General features: G+C 62.2%; 29 protein-coding genes. All 29 read left to right on the top strand.

Annotation, left to right across the window (positions count from 1 at the left end; all coding sequences use genetic code 11):
• Positions 1-288: EF-Tu C-terminal domain-related protein (locus AC04SG_RS04330; protein WP_488550050.1), on the top strand; the 288-nt coding region annotated here is incomplete at its 5' end.
• A gap of 67 nt (positions 289-355) precedes the next feature.
• A complete protein-coding gene (rpsJ, locus tag AC04SG_RS04325) occupies positions 356-664 on the top strand; it encodes a 30S ribosomal protein S10 (protein WP_010909272.1) in 309 nt (102 codons plus the stop codon).
• Between the two features lie 61 nt (positions 665-725).
• The gene (rplC, locus tag AC04SG_RS04320) at positions 726-1454 is read left to right on the top strand and encodes a 50S ribosomal protein L3 (protein WP_023682606.1); all 729 of its coding nucleotides are present in this window, start codon (positions 726-728) and stop codon (positions 1452-1454) included.
• Positions 1454-2074: a 50S ribosomal protein L4 gene (gene rplD / locus AC04SG_RS04315; RefSeq protein ID WP_023672750.1), complete on the top strand. Its 621-nt coding sequence runs from the start codon at positions 1454-1456 to the stop codon at positions 2072-2074. Before rplC ends, rplD begins: the two co-directional genes overlap by 1 nt.
• Positions 2071-2364 carry a 50S ribosomal protein L23 gene (locus AC04SG_RS04310; RefSeq protein WP_027170367.1) on the top strand — a complete coding sequence of 98 codons (294 nt, stop codon included), beginning with the start codon at positions 2071-2073 and terminating at the stop codon, positions 2362-2364. Before rplD ends, AC04SG_RS04310 begins: the two co-directional genes overlap by 4 nt.
• Before the next feature lie 22 nt (positions 2365-2386).
• Entirely contained in the window at positions 2387-3220 is an 834-nt protein-coding gene (gene rplB, locus AC04SG_RS04305; RefSeq protein WP_023706515.1) for a 50S ribosomal protein L2, read from the top strand.
• Between the two features lie 16 nt (positions 3221-3236).
• Positions 3237-3515: a 30S ribosomal protein S19 gene (gene rpsS, locus AC04SG_RS04300; RefSeq protein ID WP_006205463.1), complete on the top strand. Its 279-nt coding sequence runs from the start codon at positions 3237-3239 to the stop codon at positions 3513-3515.
• 2 nt (positions 3516-3517) lie between these two features.
• Positions 3518-3907: a 50S ribosomal protein L22 gene (rplV, locus tag AC04SG_RS04295; RefSeq protein WP_006205462.1), complete on the top strand. Its 390-nt coding sequence runs from the start codon at positions 3518-3520 to the stop codon at positions 3905-3907.
• The gene (gene rpsC, locus AC04SG_RS04290) at positions 3907-4632 is read left to right on the top strand and encodes a 30S ribosomal protein S3 (protein WP_013895697.1); all 726 of its coding nucleotides are present in this window, start codon (positions 3907-3909) and stop codon (positions 4630-4632) included. Before rplV ends, rpsC begins: the two co-directional genes overlap by 1 nt.
• A 26-nt stretch (positions 4633-4658) precedes the next feature.
• The gene (rplP, locus tag AC04SG_RS04285) at positions 4659-5072 is read left to right on the top strand and encodes a 50S ribosomal protein L16 (RefSeq protein WP_006205460.1); all 414 of its coding nucleotides are present in this window, start codon (positions 4659-4661) and stop codon (positions 5070-5072) included.
• Between the two features lie 13 nt (positions 5073-5085).
• Positions 5086-5286, top strand: coding sequence for a 50S ribosomal protein L29 (gene rpmC / locus AC04SG_RS04280; RefSeq protein ID WP_006205459.1), 201 nt, complete (start codon positions 5086-5088; stop codon positions 5284-5286).
• Positions 5287-5297: 11 nt separating this feature from the next.
• Positions 5298-5537: a 30S ribosomal protein S17 gene (gene rpsQ, locus AC04SG_RS04275; RefSeq protein WP_010909280.1), complete on the top strand. Its 240-nt coding sequence runs from the start codon at positions 5298-5300 to the stop codon at positions 5535-5537.
• Between the two features lie 71 nt (positions 5538-5608).
• Positions 5609-5977, top strand: coding sequence for a 50S ribosomal protein L14 (gene rplN / locus AC04SG_RS04270; RefSeq protein WP_006205457.1), 369 nt, complete (start codon positions 5609-5611; stop codon positions 5975-5977).
• A gap of 12 nt (positions 5978-5989) precedes the next feature.
• Positions 5990-6304, top strand: a complete 315-nt coding sequence (gene rplX, locus AC04SG_RS04265) for a 50S ribosomal protein L24 (protein ID WP_013531428.1) — start codon at positions 5990-5992, stop codon at positions 6302-6304.
• Positions 6297-6896, top strand: coding sequence for a 50S ribosomal protein L5 (gene rplE, locus AC04SG_RS04260; RefSeq protein ID WP_013531429.1), 600 nt, complete (start codon positions 6297-6299; stop codon positions 6894-6896). Before rplX ends, rplE begins: the two co-directional genes overlap by 8 nt.
• 27 nt (positions 6897-6923) lie before the next feature.
• Entirely contained in the window at positions 6924-7229 is a 306-nt protein-coding gene (gene rpsN / locus AC04SG_RS04255) for a 30S ribosomal protein S14 (protein WP_010909282.1), read from the top strand.
• A gap of 12 nt (positions 7230-7241) precedes the next feature.
• Complete coding sequence (gene rpsH, locus AC04SG_RS04250) at positions 7242-7640, top strand: 30S ribosomal protein S8 (RefSeq protein WP_006205453.1); 399 nt, start codon at positions 7242-7244, stop codon at positions 7638-7640.
• Positions 7641-7728: 88 nt separating this feature from the next.
• The gene (rplF, locus tag AC04SG_RS04245) at positions 7729-8262 is read left to right on the top strand and encodes a 50S ribosomal protein L6 (RefSeq protein ID WP_023682603.1); all 534 of its coding nucleotides are present in this window, start codon (positions 7729-7731) and stop codon (positions 8260-8262) included.
• Between the two features lie 140 nt (positions 8263-8402).
• Positions 8403-8762, top strand: coding sequence for a 50S ribosomal protein L18 (gene rplR / locus AC04SG_RS04240; protein WP_477305564.1), 360 nt, complete (start codon positions 8403-8405; stop codon positions 8760-8762).
• Positions 8763-8893: 131 nt separating this feature from the next.
• A complete protein-coding gene (rpsE, locus tag AC04SG_RS04235) occupies positions 8894-9457 on the top strand; it encodes a 30S ribosomal protein S5 (RefSeq protein ID WP_006333394.1) in 564 nt (187 codons plus the stop codon).
• Positions 9458-9481: 24 nt separating this feature from the next.
• Positions 9482-9679 carry a 50S ribosomal protein L30 gene (gene rpmD / locus AC04SG_RS04230; RefSeq protein ID WP_006205449.1) on the top strand — a complete coding sequence of 66 codons (198 nt, stop codon included), beginning with the start codon at positions 9482-9484 and terminating at the stop codon, positions 9677-9679.
• A gap of 22 nt (positions 9680-9701) precedes the next feature.
• A complete protein-coding gene (rplO, locus tag AC04SG_RS04225) occupies positions 9702-10175 on the top strand; it encodes a 50S ribosomal protein L15 (RefSeq protein WP_112395071.1) in 474 nt (157 codons plus the stop codon).
• A gap of 192 nt (positions 10176-10367) precedes the next feature.
• Positions 10368-11708, top strand: a complete 1341-nt coding sequence (gene secY, locus AC04SG_RS04220; protein WP_192254278.1) for a preprotein translocase subunit SecY — start codon at positions 10368-10370, stop codon at positions 11706-11708.
• Positions 11705-12313 carry an adenylate kinase gene (locus AC04SG_RS04215; RefSeq protein WP_488550049.1) on the top strand — a complete coding sequence of 203 codons (609 nt, stop codon included), beginning with the start codon at positions 11705-11707 and terminating at the stop codon, positions 12311-12313. Before secY ends, AC04SG_RS04215 begins: the two co-directional genes overlap by 4 nt.
• Before the next feature lie 207 nt (positions 12314-12520).
• Positions 12521-12889, top strand: a complete 369-nt coding sequence (gene rpsM / locus AC04SG_RS04210; protein ID WP_006205445.1) for a 30S ribosomal protein S13 — start codon at positions 12521-12523, stop codon at positions 12887-12889.
• A gap of 127 nt (positions 12890-13016) precedes the next feature.
• The gene (gene rpsK, locus AC04SG_RS04205) at positions 13017-13406 is read left to right on the top strand and encodes a 30S ribosomal protein S11 (RefSeq protein ID WP_006205444.1); all 390 of its coding nucleotides are present in this window, start codon (positions 13017-13019) and stop codon (positions 13404-13406) included.
• Positions 13407-13507: 101 nt separating this feature from the next.
• Positions 13508-14518 (top strand): DNA-directed RNA polymerase subunit alpha, encoded by a 1011-nt coding sequence (locus AC04SG_RS04200; RefSeq protein WP_023682599.1) that lies wholly within the window; start codon positions 13508-13510, stop codon positions 14516-14518.
• Positions 14519-14622: 104 nt separating this feature from the next.
• Entirely contained in the window at positions 14623-15054 is a 432-nt protein-coding gene (gene rplQ / locus AC04SG_RS04195; protein WP_488550048.1) for a 50S ribosomal protein L17, read from the top strand.
• A gap of 189 nt (positions 15055-15243) precedes the next feature.
• Positions 15244-16737, top strand: a complete 1494-nt coding sequence (locus AC04SG_RS04190) for a DegQ family serine endoprotease (RefSeq protein ID WP_488550047.1) — start codon at positions 15244-15246, stop codon at positions 16735-16737.
• Positions 16738-16766 lie beyond the last annotated feature (29 nt).

The following is a 16766-nucleotide window of genomic DNA, read 5'->3' as shown; positions in this document are numbered from 1 at the left end:
AAGCCGCACAAGAAGTTCGTGGCCGAAGCCTACATCCTGACCAAGGACGAAGGTGGCCGTCACACGCCGTTCTTCACCAACTACCGTCCGCAGTTCTACTTCCGCACGACCGACGTGACCGGCATCGTGTCGCTGCCGGAAGGCACGGAGATGGTGATGCCCGGCGACAACATCACGGTCGATGTCGAGCTGATCGTGCCGATCGCCATGGAAGAGAAGCTGCGCTTCGCCATCCGTGAAGGCGGCCGCACCGTCGGTGCCGGCATCGTCGTCACCATCAAAGAATAATTAGACTTAAACCGATCTGTCGCGGGCGCGGAGTTGCCCGCGCCGCGCCAGAACAAGGAAGTGACGCATGAACGGACAGAATATCCGCATCCGCCTGAAGGCGTTTGATCACCGGGTGCTCGACGCCTCGACGAAAGAAATCGTGTCGACGGCCAAGCGCACCGGAGCAAACGTCCGCGGCCCCATTCCGCTGCCGACGCGGATCGAAAAGTTCACGGTCAACCGGTCGCCTCACGTCGACAAGAAGAGCCGCGAGCAGTTCGAGATGCGCACGCACAAGCGTCTGCTCGACATCGTCGATCCGACCCCGCAGACGGTCGATGCTTTGATGAAGCTCGATCTGGCCGCCGGTGTCGACGTCGAGATCAAGCTCTAAGGGAATGAGAGCGCGGTAAGGGGCGGTGCCCCTGGCCCGGAACTCTAAAGGAATTGAACCGATGCGTTCAGGTGTGATTGCAAAGAAGGTGGGAATGACCCGCATCTATAATGATGCCGGGGAACATGTTCCCGTCACCGTTCTCCAGATGGAGAACTGCCAGGTCGTGGCTCAGCGCACGCAGGAGAAGAACGGCTATACGGCCGTCCAGCTCGGCGTTGGCCTCGCCAAGGTGAAGAACACGTCGAAGGCGATGCGCGGCCATTTCGCGACCGCTTCCGTCGAGCCGAAGGCGAAGGTCGCCGAGTTCCGCGTCTCCGCCGACAACATGATCGATGTCGGCGCCGAGATCACCGTCGAGCACTTCGTCGCCGGCCAGAAGGTCGATGTGACGGGCACGACGATCGGCAAGGGTTTCCAGGGCGTCATCAAGCGCCACCACATGGGTGGCGGCCGCGCGACGCACGGTAACTCGGTTTCGCACCGTACGCATGGCTCGACCGGCCAGCGTCAGGACCCGGGCAAGGTGTTCAAGGGCAAGCATATGGCTGGCCACATGGGCGACACCCGCGTCACCACACAGAATGTCGAGATCGTTTCGACCGACGCCGATCGCGGCCTGATCCTGATCCGCGGTGCGGTTCCCGGATCGAAGGGCGCCTGGATCCTGGTCCGCGATGCGGCCAAGGTAGCACTGCCGGCCAATGCGCCGAAGCCTGCCGCGATCCGCGCCGTTGCTGCCGAGAGTGGCGCGAAGAACGAGGCTCCGGCCGCAGAGGGAGCAGAATAATGGATCTCAAGATCACAACGCTTGGCGGCAAGGACGCCGGCAAGGTGAAACTCTCCGAGGAGATTTTCGGCCTTGATCCGCGCGAGGATATCCTGCAGCGCGTCGTGCGCTGGCAGCTGGCCAAGCGCCAGCAGGGCACGCACAAGGCCAAGGGCCGCGCCGAAATCGCGCGCACCGGCGCCAAGATGTACAAGCAGAAGGGTACGGGCCGCGCCCGCCACCATTCGGCACGCGCTCCGCAGTTCCGCGGCGGCGGCAAAGCCCACGGCCCGGTCGTTCGCAGCCATGAGCACGATCTGCCGAAGAAGGTTCGCGCCCTGGGCTTGCGCCATGCTCTCTCGGCCAAGGCCAAGAGCGCGTCGATCATCATCATCGACGAGCTGAAGCTGACCGAGGCCAAGACGAAGGCGCTGATCGCGAATTTCGCGACGCTGGGCCTGACCAACGCTTTGGTGATCGGCGGTGCCGAGCTTGACCAGAACTTCAAGCTGGCAGCGACCAACATCCCGAACATCGACGTGCTGCCCATCCAGGGCATCAACGTCTACGACATTCTTCGCCGCGGCACGCTGGTCCTTTCGAAGGCCGCCGTCGAGGCTCTCGAGGAGCGCTTTAAATGACCGACCTTCGTCATTACGACGTGATCGTCTCGCCGGCGATCACCGAAAAGTCGACCATGGCTTCCGAGAACAACCAGGTCGTCTTCAACGTCGCCAAGAAGGCGTCGAAGCCGGAAATCAAGGCCGCTGTCGAAGCGCTGTTTGGCGTCAAGGTTACGGCCGTGAACACGCTTGTCCGCAAGGGCAAGATCAAGCGCTTCCGCGGCACGATCGGCCGCCAGAGCGACGTCAAGAAGGCGGTAGTGACGCTGGCCGACGGCCAGTCGATCGACGTCGCGACGGGTCTCTGAGCTAGGCCGCGAGGACAGGACAATGGCACTTAAAAAATTCAACCCGGTAACGCCGAGCACCCGCCAGCTGGTCATCGTCGACCGCTCGGGCCTCTACAAGGGCAAGCCCGTCAAGGGCCTGACCGAAGGCCTGACCAAGTCGGGCGGCCGCAACAATCACGGCCGCATCACGGCCCGCTTCATCGGCGGCGGTCACAAGCGTTCGTACCGCATCATCGACTTCAAGCGCCGCAAGTTCGACGTCGTCGGCACGGTCGAGCGCATTGAATACGATCCGAACCGCACCGCCTTCATCGCGCTGATCAAGTACGACGATGGCGAGCTGTCCTACATCATCGCCCCGCAGCGCCTTGCCGCCGGCGACAAGATCGTGGCCGGTGAATCCGTCGACGTGAAGCCGGGCAATGCGATGCCGCTGGCCTCGATGCCGGTCGGCACGATCGTCCACAACATCGAGCTGAAGCCAGGCAAGGGCGCCCAGGTTGCTCGTTCGGCCGGCGGCTACGGCCAACTGGTCGGTCGCGACCAGGGCATGGCCATCCTGCGCCTCAACTCGGGCGAGCAGCGTGTCGTTCACGGCTCCTGCATGGCCACCGTCGGCGCCGTGTCGAACCCCGACCACGGCAACATCAATGACGGCAAGGCCGGCCGCACGGTCTGGCGCGGCAAGCGCCCGCACAATCGCGGCGTGACCATGAACCCGGTCGACCATCCGCATGGCGGTGGTGAAGGCCGCACCTCCGGTGGCCGTCATCCGGTCAGCCCGTGGGGCAAGCCGACCAAGGGCAAGAAGACGCGGTCCAACAAGGCGACCGACAAGTTCATCCTGCGCTCGCGCCATCAGCGCAAGAGCTAAGAAGAGGTAACGCCAAGTGACTCGTTCTATTTGGAAAGGCCCCTTCATCGACGGCTACCTTCTCAAGAAGGTGGACAAGGTTCGTGAAGGTGGTCGCAATGAGGTGATCAAGATGTGGAGCCGTCGCTCCACCATCCTGCCGCAGTTCGTCGGCTTCACCTTCGGTGTCTACAACGGCCAGAAGCATGTTCCCGTCTCGGTGAACGAGGACATGGTCGGTCACAAGTTCGGTGAATTCGCTCCGACCCGGACCTATTACGGTCACGGCGCGGATAAGAAGGCGAAGAGGAAATAATCATGGGCAAGGCCAAAGCTCCGCGCAGGCTTGCTGACAACGAAGCGCGCGCCGTTCTGCGCACGATCCGTATCAGCCCGCAGAAGCTGAACCTGGTTGCCGCGCTGATCCGCGGCAAGAAGGTCGCGACAGCGCTTTCCGACCTCGAATTCTCGGCCAAGCGGATTTCCGGCACGGTCAAGAAGACGCTGGAATCGGCGATCGCCAACGCGGAAAACAACCACGACCTCGATGTCGATGCACTGATCGTGGCGGAAGCCTATGTCGGCAAGTCGATCGTCATGAAGCGTTTCCACGCTCGTGGTCGCGGTCGCGCCAGCCGTATCGAGAAGCCGTTCTCGCACCTCACGATCGTCGTTCGTGAAGTCGAAGAAAAAGGGGAGGCCGCATAATGGGCCAGAAAGTCAATCCGATCGGTCTGCGCCTCGGCATCAACCGCACCTGGGATTCGCGCTGGTTCGCGAACACCGGCGAGTACGGCAAGCTGCTGCATGAGGACATCAAGATCCGCAAGTATCTTGAGAAGGAACTCAAGCAGGCCGCGATCTCCAAGGTCGTGATCGAGCGTCCGCACAAGAAGTGCCGCGTCACCATCCATGCGGCGCGTCCGGGTCTGATCATCGGCAAGAAGGGCGCCGACATCGAGAAGCTTCGCAAGAAGTTGATGGAGATGACGAAGTCCGAGACGCACCTCAACATCGTTGAAGTGCGCAAGCCGGAAATCGACGCGACCCTGGTCGCCCAGTCGATCGCCCAGCAGCTCGAGCGTCGTATCGCGTTCCGCCGCGCCATGAAGCGCGCCGTTCAATCGGCGATGCGGCTTGGTGCCGAAGGCATCCGCATCAACTGCGCCGGCCGTCTCGGCGGCGCCGAGATCGCGCGCATGGAATGGTACCGCGAAGGCCGCGTGCCGCTGCACACGCTGCGCGCCGATGTCGATTACGGCACGGCCGAAGCGAACACGGCTTACGGCATCTGCGGCGTCAAGGTCTGGGTGTTCAAGGGCGAAATCCTCGAGCACGATCCGATGGCTTCGGAGCGTCGCGCGACCGAGGGTGATGCTGCGCATGGCGGTGGTGGTGATCGCGAACGCGGTCGTCGTCGCGAAAACGCCTGATTATTTAGGAATTTGGAGTTAGAACGATGCTGCAGCCAAAGCGCACAAAGTTCCGCAAGCAGTTCAAGGGCCGTATCCATGGTACCGCAAAGGGCGGCACCAACCTGGATTTCGGTGGTTTCGGGCTGAAGGCGCTTGAGCCGAACCGCGTCACCGCGCGTGAGATCGAGGCGGCCCGCCGCGCGATCACTCGTGAGATGAAGCGTGCCGGCCGCGTGTGGATCCGTATTTTCCCAGACGTGCCGGTGACGTCGAAGCCGACCGAAGTGCGCATGGGCAAGGGCAAGGGCGCTGTCGATTACTGGGCGGCGCGCGTCAAGCCGGGCCGCATCATGTTCGAGATCGACGGCGTCAACGAAGAAACCGCCCGTGAGGCGCTGCGTCTCGGCGCGGCCAAGCTCTCGGTCAGGACGCGCTTCGTACAGCGCATCGCAGAATAAGGACGGGCTGATCATGAAAGCCGAAGACATCCGGACCAAGACCCAGGACCAGCTGACCGACGATCTGGCCAGCCTGAAGAAGGAGCAGTTCAACCTGCGCTTCCAGAAGGCCACTGGGCAGCTCGAGAAGACCGCGCGCGTGAGGCAGGTCCGCAAGGACATTGCGCGTATCAAGACCATCGCTGCGGAAAAGTCCGCGGCCAAGAAGGCTTAAGGACGAAAACCATGCCAAAGCGCATTCTGCAGGGCACCGTCGTCAGCGACAAGAACGAGAAGACGGTTGTCGTCAAGGTCGAACGGCGCTTCACGCATCCCGTGATGAAGAAGACCGTGCGCATGACCAAGAAGTACAAGGCGCACGACGAGAACAACGCCCACAAGGTCGGCGATCAGGTGTTCATCCAGGAATCGAAGCCGATTTCCAAGGACAAGCGCTGGATCGTCGTATCTTCGGATCAGGCGTAAACAACGAATTTTGGACAGACCGGGGAGGGGCTTTGAGCCCGTCCCGTTAGAAAAGAAGAAGGCGGCCAGTCATGATTCAGATGCAAACAAACCTCGACGTCGCGGATAATTCCGGCGCGCGTCGTGTCATGTGCATCAAGGTGCTGGGCGGCTCGAAGCGGAAATACGCTTCCGTGGGCGACATCATCGTGGTGTCGATCAAGGAAGCCATTCCGCGCGGCCGCGTTAAGAAGGGCGATGTGATGAAGGCGGTCGTGGTTCGTACGGCCAAGGACATCCGCCGCCCGGACGGCAGCGTGATCCGTTTCGACAAGAACGCGGCCGTTCTCGTCGACAACAAGAAAGAGCCGATCGGCACGCGTATCTTCGGACCGGTTCCGCGCGAACTCCGCGCCAAGAACCACATGAAGATCATCTCGCTCGCGCCTGAAGTGCTGTAAGGAGCCGGACCAATGCAAAAGATTAGAAAAGGCGACAAGGTCGTCGTGCTGGCCGGCAAGGACAAGGGCCGTTCGGGCGAAGTCCTGTCGGTTCAGCCGAAGGAAGACACCGCGCTGGTGCGCGGCGTCAACATGATCCGTCGTCACCAGAAGCAGTCCCAGTCCCAAGAGGGCGGGATCATCACCAAGGAAGCGCCGATCCAGCTGTCGAACATCGCGCTGGCCGACCCCAAGGATGGCAAGCCGACCCGCGTCGGCTTCATCTTCCAGAAGGACGGCAAGAAGGTGCGCGTCGCCAAGCGCTCGGGAGAAGTCATCAATGGCTAAGGCTCAAACCACGAAGCCCAAGGCTGAAAGCAAACAGTCCAAGGCCCAGAACACGCCGCGCCTCAAGCAGGTCTACAACGAGACCATCCGCAAGGCGTTGCAGGAGCAGTTCGGCTACGACAACGAGATGCAGGTTCCGCGCATCGACAAGATCGTGCTGAACATGGGCGTCGGCGAAGCGACTGCGGATTCGAAGAAGCCTTCGATCGCGGCCGAAGACCTGGCGATGATCGCCGGCCAGAAGGCCGTCGTCACCCGCGCCCGCAACTCGATCGCCGGCTTCAAGGTCCGCGAGAAGATGCCGATCGGCGCCAAGGTCACGCTGCGCAAGGAACGCATGTACGAGTTCCTCGACCGCCTCGTGAACATCGCACTGCCGCGCGTTCGCGACTTTCGCGGACTGAATCCGAAGAGCTTCGATGGCCGTGGCAACTACGCCATGGGCATCAAGGAACACATCGTGTTCCCGGAGATCAACTACGACAAGGTTGATCAGATCTGGGGCATGGACGTCATCGTTTGTACGACTGCGAAGACGGACGACGAAGCCAGGGCATTGCTCAAGGCCTTCAACTTCCCCTTCCGCCAGTAACGGCAGCGAGAAAAGGAAAAATCTGAAATGGCAAAGACCAGCTCAGTCGAGAAGAACAACAGGCGCCGCAAGCTTGCCGACCAGTACGGTCCCAAGCGCGCTGCTCTGAAGGCGATCATCATGGACCAGTCCAAGCCGATGGAGGAGCGCTTCCGCGCTCAGCTGAAGCTTGCTGCCCTGCCGCGCAACTCGGCCAAAATCCGCATCCGCAACCGCTGCGAAGTTACCGGCCGTCCGCGCGCCTATTATCGCAAGCTCAAAGTATCGCGCATCGCGCTTCGTGATCTCGGCAATAACGGCCAGATCCCGGGCCTGGTCAAGTCGAGCTGGTAAGGAGGACATAACATGTCATTGAGCGATCCTCTCGGCGATATGCTGACCCGCATCCGCAACGCGTACGGCCGCAAGAAGTCGAGCGTCTCGACGCCGGCTTCGCGCCTGCGTACCCGCGTCCTCGACGTGCTGAAGGCTGAAGGCTATATCCGCGACTACAGCCAGACCGACTTCGACAACGGCAAGTCCGAGATCGAAATCGAGCTGAAGTATTTCGACGGTGCTCCGGTCGTGCGCGAAATCGCCCGCGTCTCGAAGCCTGGCCGCCGCGTTTACGTCTCGGCCAAGTCGATCCCGCACGTCGCCAACGGCCTCGGCATCGCCATCCTTTCGACGCCGAAGGGCGTGATGGCCGACCACGAAGCACGCGAACAGAATGTCGGCGGCGAGATCCTCTGCCAGATCTTCTGATCTGGCAGCTGACCGCAAAGTGGAATCCGGTCTTCGGATCGTTCCGAAGACAGAGACCTGAAACAAGAGAAGTGACGAGGACAACAAAATGTCTCGTATTGGAAAGAAACCCGTTTCGCTGCCGCAGGGCGTGACCGCGACCGTCAACGGCCAGACCGTGACGGCGAAGGGCCCCAAGGGCGAGCTGAAGTTCGTGGTGAACGACGAAGTGCTGGTCAAGATGGAAGGCAGCGAGATCGCTGTCCAGCCGCGCGACCAGACCAAGACCGCCCGCTCCAAGTGGGGCATGTCGCGCACGCAGATCGTCAACATCCTGCAGGGCGTCAAGGACGGTTTCGAGAAGAAGCTCGAGATCACCGGCGTCGGCTATCGCGCCGCCCTTCAGGGCAAGAACCTGCAGCTGGCTCTTGGCTTCAGCCATGACGTCGTCTACGAGACGCCGGCCGGCATCACGATCACTGTGCCGAAGCCGACGGAAATCACCGTGACCGGCATCGACAAGCAGCAGGTCGGCCAGGTTGCCGCCGAGATCCGCGAGTATCGCGGTCCCGAGCCCTACAAGGGCAAGGGTGTCCGCTATGCCGGCGAGAAGATCGTCCGCAAGGAAGGCAAGAAGAAGTAGTAGGCCTGGCCCCGAAAAGTTGAAGACTTTTCGGAAAAGGCCAAGCCAAAGAAATGTAACGCCGCGGGGAGCGGTCGCGGGAGGCGCTTTCGCCTACCGCATATGGCGGCCCCCGTTTTTTGAAGGCAAGGAAGACCACCATGGCTAACAAGGAATCCATCCAGCGCCGTGCGCAGCGCGTTCGTCGCCAGATCAAGAAGGTCGCCGGCGAGCGTCCGCGTCTGTCGGTCCACCGCACGTCGAAGAACATCTACGTGCAGGTTATCGACGACGCCAAGGGCCATACCATTGTCGCTGCTTCGACGCTCGAGAAAGACCTCAAGGGTTCGCTCAAGACCGGCGCCGACACCGCGGCTGCGGCTGCGATCGGCAAGCTGATCGCCGAGCGCGCCACCAAGGCCGGCGTCAAGGAAGTCGTCTTCGACCGCGGCGCGTACATCTATCACGGCCGCGTCAAGGCGCTGGCCGAGGCTGCCCGTGAAGGTGGCCTGAGCTTCTAATTGCTTGATCCCGAAAAGTTGCAGACTTTTTGGACAAGATCATGCAAAGAAAATAATTCGCCCCCGGTGACCCACAGAGGCACCGGATCTTATCAGCAACCGTGCTTCCGGAAAAAAACAAGGAACAGGATATGGCACAGGAACGTAGGGATGGCGGCCGCGGCCGCGATCGTGAGGAGCGCGATGACGGCATGGTGGACAAGCTCGTCCACATCAACCGCGTCGCCAAGGTCGTCAAGGGCGGCCGTCGCTTTGGTTTTGCAGCACTCGTCGTCGTCGGCGACCAGAAGGGCCGCGTCGGCTTCGGTCATGGCAAGGCGCGCGAAGTGCCGGAAGCCATCCGCAAGGCAACCGAATCGGCAAAGCGCGACATGATCTTCGTGCCGCTGCGCTCGGGCCGCACGCTGCACCACGACGTCGAGGGACGCTGGGGTGCGGGACGCGTGCTGCTGCGCGCCGCCAAGCAGGGTACCGGCATCATCGCCGGCGGCCCGATGCGCGCTGTCTTCGAGACGCTCGGCATGCATGACGTGGTCGCCAAGTCGATGGGTTCGTCGAACCCCTACAACATGGTTCGCGCCACCTTCGATGCACTGAAGAGCCAGATGCATCCCAAGGATGTGGCTGCTGCGCGCGGCATCAAGTATTCGACCCTTCAGGCCCGCCGCGGCACCGCCGTTGCGGCTGAAGAATAGTCGATCTGACCAGGGATTTTGACCATGGCCAAGAAAGCAACCAAGACCATCACCGTTGAGCAGATCGGTTCGCCGATCCGCCGCCCGAAGGAACAGCGCGCAACGCTGGTCGGCCTCGGCCTCAACAAGATGCACAAGCAGCGCACGCTGGAGGACACTCCGTCGGTGCGCGGCATGATCGCCGCCGTCCAGCATCTCGTCCGCGTCGTGGACGAGGGCTGAGCAAAAGCGCAGGAGAACCCAGATGAAACTCAACGATCTGCGTGACAAGGACGGCGCGACGCACTCCAAGAAGCGTCTCGGCCGTGGTATCGGCTCGGGCTCGGGCAAGACCGGCGGTCGCGGCGTCAAGGGCCAGAAGGCGCGTTCCGGCGTCGCCATCAACGGCTTCGAGGGTGGCCAGATGCCGCTCTACCGGCGCCTGCCGAAGCGTGGCTTCAACAACATCTTCGCCAAGAGCTTTGTCGTCGTGTCGCTGGCCCGTATCCAGACCGCGCTCGATGCCAAGAAGCTCGACGCCAAGGCGACCGTGACGGCCGAGGCACTCGTTGCCGCCGGCGTCATCCGCCGCGTCAAGGACGGCGTGCGCATCCTTTCGGATGGCGAGCTCAAGGCAAAGCTGGCATTCGACGTCGCCGGCGCCTCAAAGGCTGCGATCGAGAAGATCGAAAAGGCCGGTGGTTCGGTCAAGCTGCCGGAGCAGGCTGCTGCCGAGTAACGGCAATTTGAAGCGCGCTTGGCAGGGACGGCCTCCGTTTTTTGCTCACGATTGCGCTTTGATCCGATCAATTGAGCGGCCGCGTCAACGCGGCCGCTTGCATGTTGAGAGCCCGGAGCTTATCTCGTGAGCTTCGGTGAAACGCGCCGCCTGAGCTGCGGGCATCGAGCGTGACCAAGCGGAGAATCAGGCATGGCTTCGGCTGCTGAACAACTAGCCTCGAATCTGAATTTTGCGGCCTTCGCCAAGGCGGAGGACCTGAAGAAGCGAATCTGGTTCACCGTCGGCGCGCTGCTCGTCTATCGTCTCGGTACCTATATCCCGCTGCCCGGCATCAACCCGGACGCGTTCGCCCAGGCCTTCTCCTCGCAGGCCAAGGGTGTGCTCGGCATGTTCAACATGTTTGCCGGCGGCGCCGTGCAGCGCATGGCGATCTTCGCGCTTGGCATCATGCCTTACATCTCGGCCTCCATCATCATGCAGCTGATGACCTCGGTCATTCCGTCGCTGGAAGCGCTGAAGAAGGAAGGCGAGCAGGGCCGCAAGGTCATCAACCAGTACACGCGCTACGGCACGGTGCTTTTGGCGCTGGTGCAGGCCTATGGCATTTCGGTTGGCCTGGAAGGCGGCAACGGCATCGTCAACGATCCCGGTATGTTCTTCCGCATCTCGACCGTCGTCACGCTGGTTGGCGGCACCATGTTCCTGATGTGGCTGGGCGAGCAGATCACCGCACGTGGCATCGGCAACGGCATTTCGCTGATCATCTTCTCGGGCATCGTCGCCGGCCTGCCACGCGCCATCTCCGGCACGCTGGAACTTGGCCGCACCGGCGCCTTGTCGACCGGGTTGATCCTGGCGATCATCGTGCTGGCCATCATCGTCATCGCGCTCATCGTGTTCTTCGAGCGCGCACAGCGCCGCCTGCTGATCCAGTATCCGAAGCGCCAGGTCGGCAACCGCATGTTCCAGGGCGACACCTCGCATCTGCCGCTGAAGCTCAACACGTCGGGCGTCATTCCGCCGATCTTCGCGTCGTCGCTGCTGCTGTTGCCGGCAACGGTCGCCGGCTTCTCGCAGACGACGAACCTGCCGGCCTGGGCAAGCACCGTGCTCGCCTCGCTCGGCCATGGGCAGCCGCTCTACATGCTGTTCTATGCGGGGATGATCGTGTTCTTCGCATTCTTCTACACGGCCATCGTGTTCAACCCGAAGGACACCGCCGACCAGCTCAAGAAGCATTCCGGCTTCATTCCGGGCTATCGTCCTGGCGAGCGCACCGCCGATTACATCGACTATGTCCTGACGCGCATCACCGTCGTCGGCGCCATCTATCTGGTGCTGGTGTGCCTGCTGCCCGAATTCCTGATTTCGGCAACTGGCGTACCTTTCTACCTCGGTGGCACATCGCTTCTGATCGTGGTCAGTGTAACCCTCGATACGGTGGCGCAGATTCAGGGTCACCTGATCGCGCACCAGTATGAGGGCCTGATCAAGAAGTCGAAGTTGCGCGGGGGGAAGAAGGCCAGATGAGATTGATATTGCTTGGGCCGCCAGGGGCGGGCAAGGGGACGCAAGCACAAAGACTGGTAGAGAAATACGGCATACCGCAGCTGTCGACGGGTGACATGCTGCGGGCGGCAGTGCAGGCCGGCACCGAAGTCGGCAAGCGCGCCAAGGCGGTGATGGACGCGGGCGAGCTGGTTTCCGACGCCATCGTCAACGCCATCGTGGCCGAGCGCATCGATCAGCCCGATTGCGCCAACGGTTTCATCCTCGACGGCTACCCGCGCACGCTGGTACAGGCCGATGCGGTTGAATCGATGCTTGCCGAGCGCGGCATTGGCCTCGATGCCGTGATCGAGTTCGTCGTCGACGACAAGGCGCTGGTCGGCCGCATCGTCAAGCGGGCCGAAGACGCCAAGGCCGCCGGCCAGCCGGTGCGCAAAGACGACAATCCGGTGGTGTTCGAAGAGCGCCTGCGGGAATATTACAAGAAGACCGCCCCGCTGATCGGCTATTACTATGCCAAACGCACGCTGAAGAGCGTCGACGGCATGGCCGGCATCGACACTGTGACGGGAGAGATCGAAGCCCTGCTCGCCGCGGTGACGCGGGAGACCGTTACGGCAAAGTAAAGATTGCGCTTGACTGGAACGGTTCGCTGGGTTATGGCGGCCCGTCTTCCTATCAGGCATGAGGCTTGCTTGTCCGCAAGGGCAAGGCAGCCGCATTGAAACTGGGAAACTCCCGCAAGGGCCGGCCTCCACCGGACGCGGGGTAATTTGAACAGCGCTCGGCCCGCCTTTTGAAGGTTGGCCGGCCCACATGGAGAAGAGAAGAATATGGCTCGTATAGCCGGCGTCAACATTCCGACCAACAAGCGCGTCGTCATTGCGCTGCAATACATTCACGGCATTGGCAAGAAGTTCGCCCAGGAGATCGTCGACAAGGTCGGCATCCCGGCCGAGCGCCGCGTCAACCAGCTGACCGACGCGGAAGTGCTGCAGATCCGCGAGACCATCGACCGCGACTATCAGGTCGAAGGCGACCTGCGCCGCGAAGTGTCGATGAACATCAAGCGTCTGATGGACCTCGGCTGCTACCGCGGCCTGCGTCACCGCCGCTCGCTGCCGGTTCGCGGCCAGCGCACGCACACCAATGCACGCACCCGCAAGGGCCCGGCCAAGTCGATCGCTGGCAAGAAGAAGTAAGTGAGCGAATAGCGAGTAGCCGTTAGCGAGTAGGGATCCCCTATTCGCTAATCCCTACTCACTACTCGCTTCCAAAGGTGGAGCCGCTGGCATTACGGCGGTGTAGAGATCAACTGAAAGGACTATCATGGCCAAGGAAGCCGCTCGTGTTCGCCGTCGCGAACGCAAGAACATCTCGTCGGGCGTTGCCCACGTCAATTCGACCTTCAACAACACGATGATCACCATCACCGACGCGCAGGGCAATTCGATTGCCTGGTCGTCGGCCGGTGCCCAGGGCTTCAAGGGTTCGCGCAAGTCGACCCCGTTCGCCGCCCAGATGGCTGCCGAAGACGTCGCCAAGAAGGCCCAGGAACACGGCATGCGCATGCTCGAAGTCGAGGTCTGCGGACCCGGCTCCGGTCGTGAATCGGCGCTTCGCGCCCTGCAGGCGGCCGGCTTCACCATCACCTCGATCCGTGATGTGACGCCGATCCCGCACAATGGCTGCCGCCCGCGCAAGAAGCGCCGCGTCTAAGACACTACCGAACGCCGCGCGAGCGCCTCAGGCGCTCCTCCACGGCACTCCAGGTCGCCCGCCACGATTGGATGGTGGCGGGTCAACGGAAGGAAAGCATCATGATCCAGAAAAATTGGCAGGAACTGATCAAGCCGAACAAGATCGAGTTCTCGTCGAAGAAGAAGACGCTGACCACGCTGGTCGCCGAGCCGCTCGAACGCGGCTTTGGCCTGACGCTCGGCAACGCGCTGCGCCGCGTGCTTCTGTCTTCGCTGCGCGGTGCCGCTGTGACCGCCGTGCAGATCGACGGCGTTCTGCATGAATTCTCGTCGATCGCCGGTGTGCGTGAAGACGTGACCGACATCGTGCTCAACATCAAGGAAATCGCCATCCGCATGGAAGGCGATGGTCCCAAGCGCATGGTCGTTCGCAAGCAGGGCCCGGGTGCGGTTCTGGCTGGCGACATCCAGACGGTTGGCGACGTCGAGATCCTCAACCCCGACCACGTCATCTGCACGCTGGACGAGGGCGCTGAAATCCGCATGGAATTCACCGTCGACACCGGCAAGGGTTACGTGCCGGCCGACCGCAACCGCGCCGAAGACGCGCCGATCGGCCTTATCCCGGTCGACAGCCTGTATTCGCCGGTCAAGAAGGTCTCCTACAAGGTCGAAAACACCCGCGAAGGCCAGGTTCTCGACTATGACAAGCTGACCATGACCATCGAGACCGACGGTTCGATCTCGGGCGAGGACGCGGTGGCATTCGCTGCCCGCATCCTGCAGGACCAGCTTGGTCTGTTCGTCAACTTCGACGAGCCGCAGAAGGAAGTCGCGACCGAAGCCGTCACCGAGCTCGCCTTCAACCCGGCGCTGCTCAAGAAGGTCGACGAACTCGAGCTTTCGGTGCGTTCGGCCAACTGCCTGAAGAACGACAACATCGTCTATATCGGCGATCTCATCCAGAAGACCGAAGCCGAGATGCTGCGCACCCCGAACTTCGGCCGCAAGTCGCTGAACGAGATCAAGGAAGTCTTGGCGGCGATGGGCCTGCACCTCGGCATGGAAGTGCCGGACTGGCCGCCGGAAAACATCGAAGACCTCGCCAAGCGTTACGAAGATCAATATTGAGCATGAATTCCAAGGATCGGCGGCGTGGGCCGCTCGATCCGACGGTCATGCGGAAAACCATCAGAGGCCATGGCCTCTTGAACAACTAAAGAAGGAAAAGAGCAATGCGCCACGGTTTCAAAGGCCGCCGCTTCGCCCGAAGCATTAGCCATCGCAAGTCGATGTTCGCCAACCTCGCCGTGTCGCTGCTCGAACATGAGCAGATCGTCACCACCTTGCCGAAGGCGAAGGATCTGCGTCCGATCGTCGAGAAGCTGGTGACGCTCGGCAAGCGCGGCGACCTGCATGCGCGCCGCCAGGTCATTGCCCAGATCGGCAATGAAGGCGTCGTCAAGCGTCTGTTCGACACGATTGCGCCGCGCTATGCCAACCGCAATGGCGGCTATCTGCGCATCATGAAGGCGGGCTTCCGCCACGGTGACAATGCCGCCATGGCGGTCATCGAGTTCGTCGACCGCGACCCCGACGCCAAGGGCGCCGGCGACCGCGCCCGCCTCGAAGCCGAAGGTGCCAATGAGGAAGCCGCGGCCGCATAAGGCTTGGTATCGCAAATGACTTCAAGGGGCCTTCGGGCCCCTTTTTTGTATTGTCGCGAGGGCATGCCTCGCCAAGCGTTTTTGCCTGCCGGGCGAGTGCTTTTGCACGACAATCGCCGTATTTCAGTGCATTAGCCTTTCATTCTGCACAATCGTCGGGACAATGACGCCCGATCTGGAGGATTCGGAATGCACTTCAAACGGCTGTTTCTCGTTGCCCTTTGCGCGCTGGCCGCCTTTGCCGCGGCACCGGCCGTGAGGCAGGCGCTGGCCGAGGACGCCGCCAAGCCAGCGGATCCGGGGCTCTCCGACGTGCTGACCGATCTGTTGCATGGCGTCGAGGGCGAGAACGGCACCTCCGGTCCCGACAAGCGCGTGCCGTTCGGCCGCGAAGAGGTGCAGCTTTCGTTTGCGCCACTGGTCAAGCAGACGGCGCCGGCGGTGGTCAATGTTTATGCCTCACAGACGGCCAAGGTCACGTCGCCCTTCGACGGCGATCCTTTCTTCGAGGAATTCTTCGGTCGCGCGCAGCCGCGCGCGCAATCGTCGCTCGGCTCGGGCGTGCTGGTTGACCCGAGTGGCGTGGTCGTCACCAATTTCCACGTCATCAAGGACGCCGACGAGGTCAAGGTCGCGACCGCCGACGGACGCGAATTCACCTCGAAGGTCATGCTCAAGGACGAGACGCTCGACCTTGCCGTGCTCAAGATCACCTCCGACAAGCCGTTTCCGGTGATCGCCATCGGCGATTCCGACGCGCTCGAGGTCGGCGACCTGGTGCTGGCGATCGGCAATCCGTTCGGGGTCGGCCAGACCACCACCAGCGGCATCGTTTCGGCACTTGCCCGCAGCCACATCGGCGTTTCGGATTCGGGCTATTTCATCCAGACCGACGCTGCCATCAATCCCGGCAATTCCGGCGGCGCGCTAATCAACATGGGCGGCCAGCTGGTCGGCATCAACACCGCCATCTACAGCCGCAGCGGCGGCTCGATCGGCATCGGTTTTGCCATCCCGGCCAACATGGTGCGCGCCTTCGCCGACGCGGCCAAGGCCGGGCTCGATTTCTTCGAGCGGCCCTATATCGGCGCTGAGTTCGAGGCGGTCACACCGCAGATCGCCGAATCACTCGGCATGGAGAAGCCGACCGGGGCGCTGGTCTCGTCTGTCGAGGAGGCCGGACCGGCAGCCAAGGCAGGGCTGAAGCCCGGCGATGTCGTGCTGCAGCTTAACGGCACGGCCGTCGAAGGGATCGAGGCGCTGGATTACCGCATGGCAACGCTGTCGATCGGCACCAAGGCGACCTTCGCCGTCCTGAGCAAGGGCCAGCAGGCGACGATGGAGATTGCGCTGGAGCGCGCGCCGGAGGGCGCCAAGGCCTCGGAAGTGACGCTGCATGGCCGCAGCCCGTTCTCCGGCGCCAAGGTCGCCGAACTGTCGCCACGGCTTGCCCAGCGGCTTGGCCTGCGCACCGACCTCAAGGGCGTCACCGTGGTCGACATCAACAGCGATTCGCCGGCTGCCGATTTCGGCTTCCAACCCGGCGACATCGTGCGCGAGGTGAACGGCACGACTGTCGATACGGCGGCTACCCTGGCGCAGCTTGCCCAGCAGGATACGCGCTGGTGGCGCTTTACCGTCGAGCGCGGCGGGCAGATACTGCGCCAGGTGTTGCGTTACTGAGGCGATCTTCCCATCTCTGAAGATCGTGC

It is taken from the genome of Mesorhizobium sp. CNPSo 4684 (assembly GCF_057784315.1).
The sequence above is the reverse complement of the archived record's forward strand: the minus strand, read 5'-3'. Positions and strand labels throughout refer to the sequence as shown.

What these genes read in the sequence shown, in the direction of transcription:
- rpsJ (WP_010909272.1), top strand. Translation starts at nt 356, where the DNA reads ATGAACGGACAGAATATCCGCATCCGCCTGAAGGCGTTTGATCACCGG.
- AC04SG_RS04215 (WP_488550049.1), top strand. Translation starts at nt 11,705, where the DNA reads ATGAGATTGATATTGCTTGGGCCGCCAGGGGCGGGCAAGGGGACGCAA.
- rplD (WP_023672750.1), top strand. Translation starts at nt 1,454, where the DNA reads ATGGATCTCAAGATCACAACGCTTGGCGGCAAGGACGCCGGCAAGGTG.
- rpsE (WP_006333394.1), top strand. Translation starts at nt 8,894, where the DNA reads ATGGCACAGGAACGTAGGGATGGCGGCCGCGGCCGCGATCGTGAGGAG.
- rpmC (WP_006205459.1), top strand. Translation starts at nt 5,086, where the DNA reads ATGAAAGCCGAAGACATCCGGACCAAGACCCAGGACCAGCTGACCGAC.
- secY (WP_192254278.1), top strand. Translation starts at nt 10,368, where the DNA reads ATGGCTTCGGCTGCTGAACAACTAGCCTCGAATCTGAATTTTGCGGCC.
- rplF (WP_023682603.1), top strand. Translation starts at nt 7,729, where the DNA reads ATGTCTCGTATTGGAAAGAAACCCGTTTCGCTGCCGCAGGGCGTGACC.
- rplE (WP_013531429.1), top strand. Translation starts at nt 6,297, where the DNA reads ATGGCTAAGGCTCAAACCACGAAGCCCAAGGCTGAAAGCAAACAGTCC.
- AC04SG_RS04190 (WP_488550047.1), top strand. Translation starts at nt 15,244, where the DNA reads ATGCACTTCAAACGGCTGTTTCTCGTTGCCCTTTGCGCGCTGGCCGCC.
- rpsK (WP_006205444.1), top strand. Translation starts at nt 13,017, where the DNA reads ATGGCCAAGGAAGCCGCTCGTGTTCGCCGTCGCGAACGCAAGAACATC.
- rpsM (WP_006205445.1), top strand. Translation starts at nt 12,521, where the DNA reads ATGGCTCGTATAGCCGGCGTCAACATTCCGACCAACAAGCGCGTCGTC.
- rplB (WP_023706515.1), top strand. Translation starts at nt 2,387, where the DNA reads ATGGCACTTAAAAAATTCAACCCGGTAACGCCGAGCACCCGCCAGCTG.
- rplO (WP_112395071.1), top strand. Translation starts at nt 9,702, where the DNA reads ATGAAACTCAACGATCTGCGTGACAAGGACGGCGCGACGCACTCCAAG.
- rplP (WP_006205460.1), top strand. Translation starts at nt 4,659, where the DNA reads ATGCTGCAGCCAAAGCGCACAAAGTTCCGCAAGCAGTTCAAGGGCCGT.
- AC04SG_RS04310 (WP_027170367.1), top strand. Translation starts at nt 2,071, where the DNA reads ATGACCGACCTTCGTCATTACGACGTGATCGTCTCGCCGGCGATCACC.
- rpmD (WP_006205449.1), top strand. Translation starts at nt 9,482, where the DNA reads ATGGCCAAGAAAGCAACCAAGACCATCACCGTTGAGCAGATCGGTTCG.
- rplX (WP_013531428.1), top strand. Translation starts at nt 5,990, where the DNA reads ATGCAAAAGATTAGAAAAGGCGACAAGGTCGTCGTGCTGGCCGGCAAG.
- rplN (WP_006205457.1), top strand. Translation starts at nt 5,609, where the DNA reads ATGATTCAGATGCAAACAAACCTCGACGTCGCGGATAATTCCGGCGCG.
- AC04SG_RS04200 (WP_023682599.1), top strand. Translation starts at nt 13,508, where the DNA reads ATGATCCAGAAAAATTGGCAGGAACTGATCAAGCCGAACAAGATCGAG.
- rpsH (WP_006205453.1), top strand. Translation starts at nt 7,242, where the DNA reads ATGTCATTGAGCGATCCTCTCGGCGATATGCTGACCCGCATCCGCAAC.
- rplC (WP_023682606.1), top strand. Translation starts at nt 726, where the DNA reads ATGCGTTCAGGTGTGATTGCAAAGAAGGTGGGAATGACCCGCATCTAT.
- rpsQ (WP_010909280.1), top strand. Translation starts at nt 5,298, where the DNA reads ATGCCAAAGCGCATTCTGCAGGGCACCGTCGTCAGCGACAAGAACGAG.
- rpsN (WP_010909282.1), top strand. Translation starts at nt 6,924, where the DNA reads ATGGCAAAGACCAGCTCAGTCGAGAAGAACAACAGGCGCCGCAAGCTT.
- rplR (WP_477305564.1), top strand. Translation starts at nt 8,403, where the DNA reads ATGGCTAACAAGGAATCCATCCAGCGCCGTGCGCAGCGCGTTCGTCGC.
- rplV (WP_006205462.1), top strand. Translation starts at nt 3,518, where the DNA reads ATGGGCAAGGCCAAAGCTCCGCGCAGGCTTGCTGACAACGAAGCGCGC.
- rpsC (WP_013895697.1), top strand. Translation starts at nt 3,907, where the DNA reads ATGGGCCAGAAAGTCAATCCGATCGGTCTGCGCCTCGGCATCAACCGC.
- rplQ (WP_488550048.1), top strand. Translation starts at nt 14,623, where the DNA reads ATGCGCCACGGTTTCAAAGGCCGCCGCTTCGCCCGAAGCATTAGCCAT.